A 15,193-nucleotide genomic window follows, 5' to 3' on the forward strand; every position below is an offset into this window, starting at 1 on the left:
ATCTGCTCCCCTTGTTGTTATGAGGGCAGTATTTCCGGCGCGGGAATTTTGATAAAGGAATTAAAACGCATCGCTCATAACGATTCGTTTTTAGATAAAAAGTGGGAAAGGATAGTCAGTATTGTGCGGTTGGTTTGTGCCGGGTGGCGCTACGCTTACCCGGCCTACAAATTGTGCGATCCGTAGGTCGGGTAAGGCGTAGCCGCCACCCGGCAGAGAAGTCAGCGCTTTGCGTTTAGCTCAGCAATATCCTTCGGTGTGGTGCGACAGCATCCCCCGATTAATTTCGCTCCAGCCGCCAGCCACTGTGGCAAATAGCCCGCCAGCGTCTCGCACGCTTCGCCGTGGTGGTGCCAGGTTTTGGTCACCGCATCATAGTGCTCGCCCGAGTTCGGGTAGACCACCAGCGGCAGCGCCGTCAGGCTTTGCAGATGTTTCAACGCCGCGGTGGTGTTTTCCAGGGCGATGCAGTTGATACCCAGCGCGACAATGTGCGGGGAGTTTGCCAGCACGTCGACCACCTCACGCAGCGGCGTGCCGTCGCTCAGGTGCTCGCTATCACGCAGGGTAAACGAGAACCACGCCCGGGCGCGAGGATACTCCGCCAGAAGCGCCGCCAGCGCCTTAATTTCCCCAAACGAAGGCAGCGTTTCGCAGGCCAGCAGGTCCGCCCCCGCATCCAGCAGCGCTTCCACACGCGGGCGGTGGAAGGCGGTAAACGCCTCGGCGCTGCGCACGTAGTCGCCGCGATATTCCGAACCATCTGCCAGATACGCGCCGTACGGCCCCACGGAGCCTGCCACCAGCAGCGCACCTGCCTGCGGGTTTTCAGCCAGATACGCTTCGCGCGCCTTACGCGCCAGTTCCACGCTTTTGCCAATCAACGCCCGGGACTGTGCCTCGTCCAGCCCGCGTGCCGCGAAGCCCGCAGGCGTGGCCTGGTAGCTGGCAGTGATCGCCACCTGCGCCCCTGCGCGGTAATAATCAAGATGCACTTCGCGGATAAGTTCCGGGTTTTCTACCAGCACTTTGGCAGACCAGAGGCTGTCTGCAAGGTTACACCCGCGCGCTTCCAGCTCCGTTGCCATCGCCCCATCCAGCACCACAAACGGCTGTTTTTCGAGAAGGGCGGTAAGCGGATTATTCTGCGACATGTTCAGGCTCCTGCGATGTCATATTTCGGGTCAGGTAGTACGCACCATAACACAGGGCGACAAACGGAAGCCCGCAATAAAGGGCAATACGCTGGCTCGGGTCAAACCACAGGCCGACACAGGCGACCACGCAGAGAATAAAACCGAGTACCGGCACCAGCGGATACCACGGCGCGCGATACTGCAACGCGGAGAGCGGCTGGCCGGACTGCAGATGTCGGCGACGGAAAACGAAGTGCGACGCGCAGATGCTGATCCAGACCGCCACCACCGCAAAGCCGGAAATGGCCGAGAGCGCGACAAACACCGTGTCCGGGGCGATAACGCTTGAGAACAGCGCCAGCACGCCACCGAGCATGGAAACCGAAAGCGCCGTCAACGGCACGCTATTTTTGTTCACCCGGGCAAAGCAGCGCGGCAACGTTTTTTCGTTAGAGAGCGACCACAGCATGCGCCCGGAGGCATACAACCCGGAGTTGGCCGCCGAGAGGATTGCCGTCAGGATCACGAAGTTAAAGATATCTGCCGCGTAAGGAATACCGACCTTCTCAAACACCAGCACGAACGGGCTCTTTTCCACGCCCGCCTGCTGCATCGGGATCAGCGCCGCCAGTACAAATACGGTGCCGATAAAGAAGATAATCAGCCGCGCGATGGTGGTGCGGATTGCGACCGGAATGACCTTGTGCGGATTTTGCGTTTCGCCTGCCGCGATACCAATAAGTTCAGTGCCGGAGAAGGCAAAGTTCACCGCCACCATGGTCATCAGGATCGGCAGGCCGCCGTGCGGGAACCAGCCCTCAGCGGTAATGTTGCTTAACCCCGGCGCAGGAGAACCGTCCTGCATCGGGATAAAGCCAAAGACCGCCGCCCCGCCGAGGATAATAAAGGCGATGATGGTGATAACTTTCACCAGCGAGAACCAGAATTCGCCTTCAGCAAAGAAGCGCGTGGAGATGACGTTAAGGCCAAAAATCACCACGCAGAAGACCACGCACCACGTCCAGACGGGCACCTGCGGGAACCAGTACTGCATGCAGAACCCGGCGGCGGTAAAGCTCGACCCGAGCGCCACCGTCCAGGTGAGCCAGTAGAGCCACGCCACGGTGTAGCCCGTCGCCGGGCCAAGATAACGGGCGGCATAAACGTGGAACGCGCCGGTTTCCGGCATCGCCACGGAAAGCTCACCAAGACACTGCATCACCAGCCAGACCACCAGCGCGCCAATCAGGTATGCCAGCAGCGTGCCCGCCGCCCCGGTCGTGGAAATGATATAGCCCGTATTAAAAAATAACCCAGTCCCAATCACGCCGCCCAGCGAGAGCATAATCAGGTGGCGTGTTTTCATGGTGCGCTTCAGCTGCCCATTTTCTTGTTGTGTTTGCATATTACCTTCTATACGTATGGACATCTAAACATCCAAAGAAGGTGTTATACCGCGATTGTTAATAAAAAGCTAGATGACCAGACGCAAACGAGCGCGCCGCGCACTGAGTCTGGGGTGGGATGTCAGGATGACATAGAGAAAAGGACGCCAGGCCATAAGCACCTCCGCAAGCTGATATGTATATCATGGTGCGGGAAGAGACGATCTTCGGTCAGTCGAAAGTGGGATCCGTGAAGAGTGGATTCATACCGCAACACTGTCCACAGAACAGGTAAGGCGCAAAGGTTGGTAATTCTCACAATCAGTTCTATAGTCGAACAGTTTCTTAGTAACCAGGAATGACTGATGCGCTTTAACGGACTGACCAAAGGTTTCTTTATTTTCATCCTCGCCCTTGTGACCTGGGCCTTCTTCGACGTGCTGTCGCCCTACTTCTCCGCAATACTGTGGGCCGCTATTCTGACCGTGATTTTTAACCCGGTAAAAAACAAGCTGCGCACCGCGCTGGGGGATCGCAACGGGCTGGCCTCGCTGCTGACCATCGGCATTATCTGCCTGATCGTCTTTATTCCGCTGATGGTGATCCTCTCCTCACTCGCCATTGAGCTGAACGTGGTGTACACGAAGCTTCAGGAGAACAACACGCAGTTCCCGGAAGTGGTGGCGAGCATCTTTAACCACCTGCCGGACTGGGCCAGCGGCTTCCTCGCGGATCATAACCTGAACAACGCGGCGCAGATCCAGAAAAAACTCTCCGATGTTGCGCTGCAGGGCGGGCAGTATCTGGCGGGTAGCGCGTTTCTGATCGGCAAAGGTACGTTTGGCTTTGCGATTAGCTTCGGCATCATGCTTTATCTGCTGTTCTTCCTGCTGAAAGACGGACCGTATCTGGTGCGCCAGATCCTCGACTCCCTGCCCCTGTCTGATTTCGCCAAACAACACCTGTTCGCCAAATTTGTCGGCGTATCGCGTGCCACGGTAAAAGGCACGGCGGCGGTGGCGGTGGTCCAGGGCATACTCGGCGGGATTGCGTTTGCCATTGTGGGCCTCGACGGCAGCGTCCTCTGGGGCGCGCTGATGGCTTTCCTCTCGCTGGTACCTGCCATCGGTTCGGCGATTGTCTGGGTCCCTGCCGCCATCTTCCTGTTCGCCACGCACCAGATCTGGCAGGGGCTGTTCATTGTCGGCTTCTTTGTGATTGTCGTCGGACTGGTGGACAACATCCTGCGACCGCTGCTGGTGGGTAAAGACACCAAAATGCCGGACTATCTGATACTGATCTCCACCCTCGGCGGCATGGAGCTGTACGGCATTAATGGCTTTGTCATTGGGCCGCTGATTGCCGCGCTGTTTATCGCCTGCTGGAACCTCTTCTCCGGCCGCGACCACGAAGGAAATGCTGAAGAGCTGGATGCCGATTTCATTGAAGAGGGAAAAAACCCTCCAGATTTGTAAGGATGTGACGATATAGACCCCACCAGGCGGCACTGTGCCGCCTTTTTTTCGCCATAAATCAGCCGTTTTCTATAATCTGAAGAACGCCATCCTCTTCATGTTGTAAAAGGATCACCAGGTGCGAATCGCGACAATTACTAACTGGGCCTATGGTGCCACGGTCTGCCTGACCATTGCGTCCGGCATTATCATGCTGCTGGCTTCCGACGCCGACACCGCGGAACGTCAGGCCATTGAACAGCGTCAACGTTTTGATGAGCTGACGGAAAATATTGAAACTGATGCCTGGGTACAGTCCGATTTAGCGCGCCTGTACGTCGTCAAAAAAGATCCTCAAATCCTCAAAGAGTATAACCAGTCAGAGAATAGCCTGAAGCACATCGAGCTGAAGCTGGAAAAACTGCAGGACGCTGGCGCATCGGATGACGAGCTTGCCCTGCTGCATGAAGGCTTAAAGATCGTTGATGAGCTGCAGGACGAACAGCAAATGGCCCTGGCGAACACGGCGCGGGGTGAAGACGCTCAGGCCATCGCCCTGCTCTATGGTGCCTCTTATGAGCAAGAGCTTGAGCGCGCCCAGAACCAGATCGATCACTTTCGCCAGATACTCGACAAACGTGTAATCACGTCCGTACGGGAGGCGACAAAAAAATCGAAAGCGCTGCGAACGGCCTCTGAGTTGATGGTTGGCCTCACCGCCCTGCTGTTCCTGTTTGTGCTTGGCTTTATATTAAAACGCCGCGTGCTGCGTCCGGTCGTGCGCCTGAGCGACGTGGTGCACCGCCTGGCATCACAGGACTACGCGGTGGAAACGCCCAACTTCAACCAGATTGATGAGATCGGCGATATGGCGCAGGCCATCCGCATCTTCCGTGAAAACGGCCTTGCGCGCCAGCGTCTGGAAAAAGAGCGCGATGCCGACTGGGCCATCCGCGAGCTGCTGGCGCGCATGACCCAGAGGCTGCAGGGATGTGAGAACGTAAACGATGTGATTAACGTGGCGGAGTTGTTTGCGCCCAATATTGCACCGGGGATCCCTGGCCGACTCTACGTTCTCGACCGGGATCCGTGGCAGATGCGCTGCGTCGCGCAATGGCTTGCGCCGGTGGGTGACGAGACGATGTTCCACCCTGACGAGTGCTGGGCCGTGCGTCGTGGTCAGAGCCATCCGCCGGTCAACGGTGAGCCGGATATCGCCTGCTATCACCTGCAGGAAGAGACGGCGAACAGCGCGCTGTGCGTGCCGCTTATCGCCCAGGGTGAGGCCATTGGCTTGCTCTCTTTCCAGAACATCAACGCGGACAATGCCCCTTCCCGCCCGTATCTTGAACTGATGGCTGAGGCGCTCGGACTGGCGCTGGCGAACCAACGTCTGCGCGACGCGTTACTGGAAAAAGCCCTGTTTGACCCGCTCACCGGCCTGCGTAATCGCCATCATCTGGAAGACACCCTGCACACCCAGATGGCACAAGCCATGCGTAACGATGAACCGGTTAGCTGCCTGATGATCGACATCGATCACTTCAAGAGCATTAATGACCGTTTCGGCCATGAGGCCGGAGACCTGGTCATTAAAAGCGTGGCGCTGATTGTTCAGCGGGCCGGGCATGACAGCGGTCTGGCCTTTCGCTTCGGGGGGGAGGAGTTTCTGGTACTGCTTCCCGGCGCCGGAGAAGCAGAAGCGCATGCCTGTGCGCAGAAAATTTATGACGGTGTGCGTGAGCTGTCGCTTCGTTACGGCCTCTCAGAGATTGGGCCGGTGGATGTCTCGATTGGTATTGCCAGCTATCCAGAGCATGCCCAGAGCGACAACCTGCTGCGCGCCGCGGATGTCGCCTTATACCGGGCGAAAGAGCTGGGCCGGGCGCGGATTGTGAGTTTTGGGATGCTGGAAGCGGGTTAAGGTTAGACTCTTATTCATGACGCATGATGTTCATGTCATTGTTCTGACGCCAGAAGATCAATCATGGCCCGTGTGGCTGCTGACTGGCGTCGATGGGGCGCATAGATGAGCGAGAAAGGTCGCGATCGTCCACGAAGTTGCGGAAGTATCTCAACTAACTGGCCGCGCTGTATCTTCTCGCGGACAATGAATTCGTAGCTCTGACAGACCCCTATTCCATGTTCAGCCAGCGAAACCACGCCAAGGACATCATCTGAAATCTCGATGGTTGAATCTGGCTGCCAGTCAACATCCCGCTCATCCACGCGAAATACCCAGGGCGCAATACGGCCGGTACGCGGCATAATAAAAGGCAGGCACATATGCTGCCGCAGTTCATCGAGCGTCTGCGGCATTCCCATGCGATGAAGGTAAGCGGGTGAAGCAACCAACAGCAGTGCCGCATCCTGCAATTTACGCGCGACGAATCCACTGTCAGGCATTTGACCCAGGCGAATAGCCAGGTCGAATCCCTCAGCGATCAGGTCGACATTGCGATTGGTAATGTTCAGCTCCACCTGAACGCGCGGAAACTGTTGGGAAAAGCGGGCCAGCAAGGGCGGCAGACAATAATGCCCATAGGTGGTCGGGACGCTGACCCGTACCCTGCCAGTCAGATCCCCCTCCTGCCCCCGGCCATCGCGTTCGGCGTCATCAAGCAGGGAAAAAGCAGAACGCGCCTGCTCAAGATAAATCCGTCCGGCTTCCGTTAGTCCCACACGACGTGTGGTGCGTTGCAATAGCTGTCGTCCAAGACGCACTTCAAGGCGGGAGACCGCACGACTCAACACTGAGGGCGTGGTTGAAAGGGCGACCGCTGCAGCGGTAAATGAGCCATGTTCAACAACAGTAATGAAGACCTCAACATCGCCGAGATAATCGAATTTTCTGCTCATCTTGCTCTTTCAGGAACAAATGTTTTTCATTTTCGCTAATTTATCTCCGTTTGAGCGATGAGTAAAGTAGCCGCACTTGTTACCAAAAGGCAAAAACGATGGATCTTCAACTCAACGGTAAGACAGCACTTGTTACAGGGGCCACCGCAGGCATTGGGCTGGCTATCGCCAGTACCCTTGCGCGCGAAGGTGTTGCCGTCACGATTACCGGACGCGATCGGGAAAAACTGCACAATGCGGTAGCGAAAATTGCTCAGGCAGCTCCCCAGGCCCGGGTATCAGCCATTGTCGCCGATCTGGCTAACGCTGAAGGTGCAGAAGCGCTGATTAAGGCCTGTACGGATACCGATATTCTTATCAATAACCTGGGTTTTTATGAAGCCGCCCCTTTCGCTGATATCACCGACGAGGAATGGCTACGCATGTTCAACATTAACGTGATGTCAGGCGTTCGTCTTTCACGGCATTACTTCCCACGCATGCTAGCACGCAACTGGGGCCGGGTGATTTTTATGTCAAGCGAAGTTGGCGCTTTCACTCCGCCAGACATGGTGCATTACGGCGTCAGTAAATCAGCTCAACTCGCCGTATCGCGAGGAATGGCAGAGCTGACGAAGGGTACCGGCGTAACGGTCAACAGCGTACTGCCATCGGCAACCCGCTCTGACGGAATCATTGATTACCTGCGCCAGACAGCGCCTGAACCTGGCATGACAGACCAGCAGATTGAAGCGCATTTCTTCCAGACCTACCGCCCCAGTTCCCTGATCGCGCGAATGATCGAGGCTGACGAGATAGCCGCTATGGTCGCGCTACTGGCAAGCCCACTCGGCGCGGCATCAAACGGGGCTGCGGTACGCGTCGAAGGCGGAACGTTCCGCTCCATTCTTTGATACCGCATTAAGAAACCGCGTCTTACTCACATCACCGGAGCATGTATGTCCTACCGTATCGGTACTTTCCCCGCCATTGCAATGGCGGCATTGTTCTCTTTCGCAAGCTGCGCCAGCGCGGCGGATCAGATGCCTCTTGAGCACTGGCGCAGCTACTCAGGCGTAAGCTGGGATAAACCTGAAAACGTGCAAATGCCAGCCGTGTTTTCCGGGTCGGTGAATGCCCCCTTAGCAGGCATTCACTTTGATGCAAAGGGCCGGGCCTTTGTCAGCACGCCCCGACTGATTTCAGCCAGCGCCCCCGCCACGTTGAATATTCTCGACACCGATCCTCAGTCCGGACCCGCGCGCCTGACAGCATTTCCGTCCCGCGAGCGTAATGCGGTTGATTCCGCTCCCGATCAGAACCTGCGCAACGTGCTCGGCTTTTATGTTGATCGTAAAAACGGCTGGTTATGGGCGCTGGATATGGGGTTCATCGCGGGAGAAACGGAATCCCCTTCAGGCTCGCAGAAATTGGTCGTACTGGATCTCGACTCGGGCCGAACGGTTAAACGTATCCCCCTGGACGGCGTGGCCGACCGTAAGGCAAGTTTCCTTAATGATGTCGTTGTCGATGAGAATCATCGTATCGCATACATTTCCGACAGCGGGTCGCGCAGTGCGCCTGAAAACCGTGTCGGCCTGATCGTCGTTGATTTCGCCACCGGCACAGCCCGACGCGTGCTGAATAGTCACCCTGCCCTGCAGATTGAACCGGGGGTAAACGTCATTTCCCATGGCGCGGAGGTATGGCCAGGTAAACCGCTATTGATTGGTATCAACGGCATTGCGCTGTCTCCCGATGCAGAAACATTGTACTGGACGGTGACGACGGGAACACATGCATACGCGGTGCCCACTGCCGTGCTGAAGCAACATGATTCAACTGATGCGCAGATTGCCGCTCAAATTCAGAATCTGGGCACGGTGGGAGGTAATACTGACGGTTTGGTGACCGATGCAAAAGGCTACCTCTATATTACAGATGTCACCCATAACGGCATTGTCAGATATGATCCGAAGACCCGTAAAATGTTACTTATTGCTGCAAATGAAGCCATAAAGTGGCCAGACACACCGGCTATTCGCCCGGACGGTGACCTGATCTTCACATCAAGTAGCCTTAATGACCACTTCGCTGGAATGGTCAAACCAGGCCATGAACGGTACGATCTGTGGCGCTTGCGACAGGACACGAACCCGCCGATGAACACTCGCTAATATGGCTGCGCCACCCCATGGGTGGCGCTTTTTTAGCTGTGATGGGCAGGTAAAATCTGTGTCGTGAGAAAATAACGCTCATTTAAAACGATTATTTTTTAAACGCAAAAGAGCTTATTCAAGTAACGTTAGTTTGTCTCAAAATTTCAGTAGCACCATCCACAAATCAAACACCCCAGCCCAAAACCACCCAATCTGACCTGCCCCCAGAGTTAGATACAACCTTCAGTTAGTAATGTCGGTTGGTTTTTCTTCATATTTCCCGTTTCGCCAGCCCGCTGCAAATTCAGCCGGCGTCAGGTAATTCAGTGATGAATGTGGTCGACACTCGTTATAATCCAGTCGCCAGTCATTAATGATCTTCCTGGCGTGAACAATATCGCTGAACCAGTGCTCATTCAGGCATTCATCACGAAAGCGTCCGTTAAAACTCTCAATAAATCCGTTCTGCGTTGGCTTGCCGGGCTGGATAAGTCGCAGCTCCACACCATGCTCAAAAGCCCACTGATCGAGTGCGCGGCAGGTAAACTCCGGGCCCTGATCGGTTCTTATCGTAGCCGGATAGCCGCGAAACAGCGCAATGCTGTCCAGAATACGCGTGACCTGCACGCCTGAAATCCCGAAGGCAACAGTGACCGTCAGGCATTCCTTTGTGAAATCATCCACGCAGGTCAGGCACTTGATCCTGCGACCTGTGGCCAGTGCGTCCATGACGAAATCCATTGACCAGGTCAGATTGGGCGCCATCGGGCGGAGCAGCGGCAGACGTTCTGTTGCCAGCCCTTTACGACGTCGTCTGCGTTTTACACTCAGGCCATTAAGTTGATAGATGCGGTAAACCCGCTTGTGGTTAACGCAAAGACCTTCACGTCGCAGAAGCTGCCAGATACGCCGGTAACCAAAACGGCGGCGTTCAAGTGCCAGCTCTGTGATGCGTAGAGACAGCTGCGCGTCAGCAGCCGGACGCTGAGCCGAATATCGGCAGGTTGACAGGGACAGACCTGCCAGCCCGCAGGCACGACGTTGCGACAGACCCTTAGCCTCGCACATGACTTCCACGGCTTCCCGCTTCTGGTCTGTCGTCAGTACTTTCGCCCAAGAGCCACCTGAAGCGCCTCCTTATCCAGCATGGCTTCAGCAAGCAGCTTCTTGAGTCTGGCGTTCTCTTCCTCAAGCGACTTCAGGCGCTTAACCTCAGGCACCTCCATACCGCCATACTTCTTACGCCATGTGTAAAAGGTGGCGTCGGAAATGGCGTGCTTACGGCAGAGCTCACGGGCAGAAACGCCGGCTTCGGCCTCGCGGAGAATACATATGATCTGTTCGTCGGAAAAACGCTTCTTCATGGGGATGTCCTCATGTGGCTTATGAAGACATTACTAACATCACGGTGTATTAATCAACGGGGAGCAGGTCATGGCATCCTGGCTTGAGCAACTGGCCGAAGAAGACTATCTGATTTCACTAACAGACCGCTGGTTATTGAGCTGGGATAATTTGTATCGCCTACTGGAGGACGAGGAACACTCCAGCAGTCTGCCTCTAATTGGCGTTCCAGAGATATTACCATTACGTGCAAGACTGAGTTCGCGTGGGGCATTAAACGATAGTGATTTTCGTGTCTGGATTGCGGAATGGACTTTGGTTCCAACCCGTAAGTCGATTCGTTTCAATCGTACCGGCGCAATTTTTAATTATGAAAATCAACAGCATTTGTTATCACGGGAAAACTGGGCTCTTTTGCAGACAATAGAGCAGCTTAGTACCCAGCAAATTCAGACCCCAGGCGAAACCACTAACCAGTTGGGGTGGGCCGCAATTCGCAAATGTGCGAAACAGGCCTCTGCAAAATTTGATGACTATTTAGAAAAAACGCACGTTATCAAACCAACGTCGTTGTCATTACGCCTTCGTAAGGCTACGGTTGCTGATACCGCGGTTATCGAGATTGAACCTCACTTTCAAGACCAGCCCGCTAACTGGCTCGACAGTTTTGACAAGAACTCACAGGTTCACGATAGCTATCGCATACCCGGAGAGAATGGCGAACTCAGCCATGTCATCATCCCACCTGAAGTGAAAGAAGTTCTGAATTCAATACATGCAATCCCAGGGCGTAGAGTGGCCGGTAGTGAAGCGCTTTCCTTTGTTCGCAACCCCTATACTTTCCTGGGTGAAGATGCCGCCAGTGTTATTTCCCCTGAAGAACATGAGCAAGCACTTTTTGATGCCCACATTTTCTTCCATCATTTCAGACTTCAGCCCCGTGTAAATGATGAGAACAAGATAGACGATATTAAACTGGTACTTGAGCCTATCTCTCCCATACCACAACCGGAAGTGACATTTCTTTTCTCCGCACCATGGGAACTGGATAAATTTGTTCAGAGCTTAGGTATCAGTGTTGCTGCGCAAATGCCAGCAGGTTCCTGGCAGGGTTACGAACTGGAACTAAGTCAATTCACTGAACAGCAATGGCATGATTGCCAATCGCTGTTGTCGCGCTGGCAACAGGAAGTTGAAGGTAAAGAATTTAACGATGTCCTTGATCTCGGTAAATATGGCGATCGCGTTATCGGCATTGGTGAATTTGAAAAAATATCCTCGCCATGGCTGACCAAGGCGCAAAGTGAAAACTGGCTCCCTGATGGGGTCGACTTCTCCGCATTTTCGGTTGAAGCCCTGGATGGCTGGCAACCAGATAACCTGCAACATTTCGATGAACTGCAGGAAAGAATCACTCAGGCAGAAGCGACTGGCGAAACGCATATCATCTTCCCCTGGAATGAGACTGAACTGCCATTGGATGCGGCGAAAACCTTCAGTAAGAACTGGGAAAAGCAGCAAAATATAGCACATGATTTAAAGAGTAACGTTGTTGAAAAAGCAGCCCGGGCAGTGCTCAAAATTGAACAGAATATTGAAGAAGCTGTTTACATTAAACTGCGCCGAGATTCACTCCTCAATGCGCGTCATGCCGAGCCTGAAATTCCACTGAGCCTTAAAGAACACATCCGGCTCAAAGACCATCAGCGTGAAGGCGTGGCCTGGCTCCAACAGCTTTTCCTTCGTTCGCCTCAGGAAACTACAGGTTGCCTGCTCGCGGATGATATGGGGCTGGGGAAAACGCTGCAGATCCTGAGCTTTTTGGTTTGGTTCATTGAAAAATTCCCTGACGAGCCACCCAGCCTCATCGTTGCCCCTGTCTCTCTTCTGGATAACTGGGAGCGTGAACTGGACAATTTCTTCTATACATCTGGCATTCCAGTAATGAAATTGTATGGCGACACCATCAAAGCGGTGAAGTACCCGAAACAGGCTATTCCTGCTCATCTGCAGTCTCAGGGGATCAAAAATCTGCTTAAACCCGGCTGGCAGGGTGACGCGAAAATTATTCTGACAACCTACGAAACACTTCGCGATCAGGAATTTTCACTGGGGCGCCAGCCCTGGTCCATTATGGTGTGTGACGAGGCACAAAAAATAAAGAACCCGGCAGCATTAATTACTCATGCAGCCAATGCGATACAAGCACGATTTAAAGTGGCATGCACCGGCACGCCAGTTGAAAACACGCTTGTAGATCTCTGGAGCCTTTTTGATTTCGCTCAGCCGGGTCTCTTAGGAGCGCTCAATGAATTTGGCAAATCCTACGTTCGCCCTATCGAGAACGAAGCGGGTCGTGATACAGGACAGCTTGAAAGTTTACGAGCGTTGATTGAACCACAAACATTACGCCGAACTAAAGAAGAGGTTGCGCGTGACTTGCCACAAAAAATCGAAGTCGTCAGCTGTAAGCAACTGCCGCTTTCTGCCCCTCAAAGGCAACTGTATCTTTCTTCGATAGCGAACTGGCAACAACAGCAGGCGCTTAGTGAAGGAATGCAGCAAGCAGGCGCGGGTATGTTAGGGTTATTGCATCGTCTTAAACTCATTTGTGCACACCCGGCAGTCGTTAACCCAGAACCTCGCTATCGGGAAGCCTCACCCAAGCTTAATTGGATGTTGAAAACATTGGATGAAATTAAGCACACCAGCAAAGACAAAGTAATCATCTTTACTGAGCTGCGCGATCTTCAGCGCGAGATACAACACGCTATTCAACAGCGATTTGGTTTCCGTCCAGTGATCATCAACGGCGACACCAGCACTAAAAGTCATAGTCAGAATAACCGCCAGCGACTGATTGATGATTTCCAGGCCCAACCCGGCTTTGGCGTGATCATTCTCTCCACCGTCGCGGTTGGTTTTGGGGTTAACGTACAGAAAGCAAACCACGTTATTCATTTCACCCGCTGTTGGAATCCGGCAAAAGAAGATCAAGCAACTGACCGCGCTTACCGTATCGGCCAGACAAAGGATGTGTATGTGTATTATCCCACGGTAACGGACTCTGAAATCACGACGTTTGAAGAAACGCTAGATGAACTCCTTCAGCGTCGCCGGGCATTGGCGAGGGATATGTTGTGCTCTGCACCAGATTTAAGCAGTGCTGATTTTGAGAACATTTTAAAAGGGTCTTAAGCACTCATTTTTCAAACAACAAAAAGATGTTTCCATCCATATCACTTCCAAAAGTTGTTGCTGACCACCTCCATAAGAGGTGGCGTTATCGCACTGGCTTCATAGCGAGGAATTGGTACATCGGCGCCTTAGCGTCGATACTCACCTGACCGAAAATACGCGACAAATTGATTTAATTTTCGGGTGAGCTGTCCCAGATTTGTCCCACAGTGAAAATAAAGAAGGTACAAATGAAGCGTAACTACTTGATATGGATGGTGCGATAATAGGAACATAACACAACCCATCCAACCATTGATAAATATACATATTTTCTTGTTTCATCTTTATAAATGCCCCCTTTTGTGCCCCCACCTTGTTTTTCATGCGACTCGATGAGGTTTTCATTGAGTCGCCAATCTCACCAGTTTCTTCACAAACCGTGCAAATCTTCTCGGCTCTTGAAGACCCCCTCACTGCCGCGAATGACTAAGAACAATATTACTTACTTCCCGATAAGAGCAACTTTTCATTAATCCACATGCTCTTCTGGCATGAAGGATATCTGTCACGGTCAAATATGGTACTTGTCCCTGTGAGCTAAATCCTCTGCGATCAATGCGAACCAGTTCGTACTTATCTACCAGGAAGTTGACTGCATCGGCCAGGATAATCCCAGCATCAATATGTTCCTTAATTACAGTTTCATCACTGAACGGCGTGTCGTTCAGTGTCAGACCATAGTGCTGTTCAAGCAGACGAGTAAGTAACATTTGCCAGACTGCAACGGGCGACAGGCAGGGCTTCGCCGCCCGCGAAATTGTAGCAGGTAGATTTTTCATGTTTGCTCTCGTGAAATTTGTTAGCGTTGAGTGGGATAAATGGCGATGTATACGTAGCCGCAACTACCAAGGGTATCGGCTTCGCAGGTGAAACCGTTGTGGTACAGAGTGACACAGTGGGCATGGCGAGAATTCATTTCACCAGTGGTCAGCATCGATTCCATCTGACGGATAAAATGCGGAAATACGATATCCAACTTCAGGCATTCGGCGTCACTGAACTTACCGGTGATACTAGCCCGGTCAGCCAGATAGTGCAGCCGGTTGCCTTCCTGAACTAATCTGACTCCAAGCCGTGGAACAATATCGCTTTTTATCCCCCATTCATGGGCTGGTATTAATGACATGAAAACCTTCCTTTAAAGCAAACTAAGTTCAGCAAAAGACACCACCTCGTTTCCGATTACAAGATGATCCAGCACGCGCACTTCCACCAGTGCCAGCGCTTTCATAATCCTCTGAGTAATATGTTTATCCTGCTGGCTGATTTCTGTCGTACCAGACGGGTGGTTGTGAGCCAGAATGACCGCAGCAGCGTTATGTCTCAGGGCTGATTTAACCACTTCGCGGGGATGCACTTCGGTATGGCTGAGCGTGCCGGTAAACAGTGTTTCTCGTCCCAGCAGGCAGTGTTGATTATCGAGATACATCACGATGAAGACTTCCCTCTCCAGGTGCGCCATCTGCAGTTGCAGCCAGGTTTTTGTGAGGCTGGTGGAGGTAAATGACTCACTCGGTTGACGCAGGTATTTCTCAACCAGTCGTAATGCCCTTCGCATTACGCGCTGCTCGTTTACCGGAAACACCGGCGATAAATTGGATACAGACATAATGGTTCCTTAAAACAAAAGGCCCCGC

Annotated in this window: 11 protein-coding genes and 1 pseudogene; 5 read left to right on the forward strand and 7 right to left on the reverse strand. The window is 53.3% G+C overall.

Annotation, left to right across the window (positions count from 1 at the left end):
- Positions 1 to 221 precede the first annotated feature (221 nt).
- Both mmuM and mmuP read right to left on the reverse strand, forming a co-directional pair.
- Complete coding sequence (mmuM, locus tag O1723_RS17010; protein WP_014882715.1) at positions 222 to 1,154, reverse strand: homocysteine S-methyltransferase; 933 nt, start codon at positions 1,152 to 1,154, stop codon at positions 222 to 224.
- A complete protein-coding gene (mmuP, locus tag O1723_RS17015) occupies positions 1,141 to 2,541 on the reverse strand; it encodes an S-methylmethionine permease (RefSeq protein ID WP_248190936.1) in 1,401 nt (466 codons plus the stop codon). The genes mmuM and mmuP overlap by 14 nt, the downstream gene beginning before the upstream one ends.
- A gap of 345 nt (positions 2,542 to 2,886) precedes the next feature.
- On the opposite strand from mmuP, the gene O1723_RS17020 reads away from it, so the two are divergent.
- On the forward strand, positions 2,887 to 3,996 hold the full coding sequence (locus O1723_RS17020; protein WP_014882713.1) for an AI-2E family transporter: 1,110 nt from the start codon (positions 2,887 to 2,889) through the stop codon (positions 3,994 to 3,996).
- A 118-nt stretch (positions 3,997 to 4,114) separates the two neighbouring features.
- Entirely contained in the window at positions 4,115 to 5,899 is a 1,785-nt protein-coding gene (locus O1723_RS17025; protein WP_014882712.1) for a diguanylate cyclase, read from the forward strand.
- Positions 5,900 to 5,934: 35 nt separating this feature from the next.
- Here the strand turns inward: O1723_RS17025 and O1723_RS17030 are convergent, their stop codons facing one another.
- Positions 5,935 to 6,834 (reverse strand): LysR family transcriptional regulator, encoded by a 900-nt coding sequence (locus O1723_RS17030; RefSeq protein WP_014882711.1) that lies wholly within the window; start codon positions 6,832 to 6,834, stop codon positions 5,935 to 5,937.
- A gap of 98 nt (positions 6,835 to 6,932) precedes the next feature.
- Between O1723_RS17030 and O1723_RS17035 the strand changes: the two genes are divergently transcribed.
- Positions 6,933 to 7,727 (forward strand): SDR family NAD(P)-dependent oxidoreductase, encoded by a 795-nt coding sequence (locus O1723_RS17035; RefSeq protein ID WP_014882710.1) that lies wholly within the window; start codon positions 6,933 to 6,935, stop codon positions 7,725 to 7,727.
- 45 nt (positions 7,728 to 7,772) lie between these two features.
- A complete protein-coding gene (locus O1723_RS17040; protein ID WP_014882709.1) occupies positions 7,773 to 8,990 on the forward strand; it encodes an L-dopachrome tautomerase-related protein in 1,218 nt (405 codons plus the stop codon).
- Between the two features lie 225 nt (positions 8,991 to 9,215).
- On the opposite strand, the gene O1723_RS17045 is transcribed toward O1723_RS17040, so the two are convergent.
- A protein-coding gene (locus O1723_RS17045; protein WP_100245182.1) for an IS3-like element ISKpn34 family transposase occupies positions 9,216 to 10,336 on the reverse strand; the annotation gives its coding sequence in 2 pieces (ribosomal slippage) (positions 9,216 to 10,078 and positions 10,078 to 10,336; 1,122 coding nt in all).
- Between the two features lie 70 nt (positions 10,337 to 10,406).
- On the opposite strand from O1723_RS17045, the pseudogene zorD reads away from it, so the two are divergent.
- Positions 10,407 to 13,514, forward strand: a pseudogene (gene zorD / locus O1723_RS17050) (type I Zorya anti-phage system protein ZorD); the annotation flags it as partial.
- Positions 13,515 to 13,966: 452 nt separating this feature from the next.
- Here zorD and O1723_RS17055 read toward each other — a convergent pair.
- Genes O1723_RS17055 through radC form a run of 3 tightly spaced genes read right to left on the reverse strand, consistent with a single transcriptional unit; the run spans position 13,967 to position 15,165 of the window.
- A complete protein-coding gene (locus O1723_RS17055) occupies positions 13,967 to 14,335 on the reverse strand; it encodes a TA system toxin CbtA family protein (RefSeq protein ID WP_023303149.1) in 369 nt (122 codons plus the stop codon).
- A gap of 20 nt (positions 14,336 to 14,355) precedes the next feature.
- A complete protein-coding gene (locus O1723_RS17060) occupies positions 14,356 to 14,682 on the reverse strand; it encodes a type IV toxin-antitoxin system YeeU family antitoxin (RefSeq protein ID WP_023303148.1) in 327 nt (108 codons plus the stop codon).
- A 12-nt stretch (positions 14,683 to 14,694) separates the two neighbouring features.
- Positions 14,695 to 15,165, reverse strand: coding sequence for a RadC family protein (radC, locus tag O1723_RS17065; RefSeq protein ID WP_023303147.1), 471 nt, complete (start codon positions 15,163 to 15,165; stop codon positions 14,695 to 14,697).
- Positions 15,166 to 15,193: the final 28 nt, after the last annotated feature.

This window comes from Enterobacter cloacae complex sp. HYC080_NIDB (genome assembly GCF_056673325.1).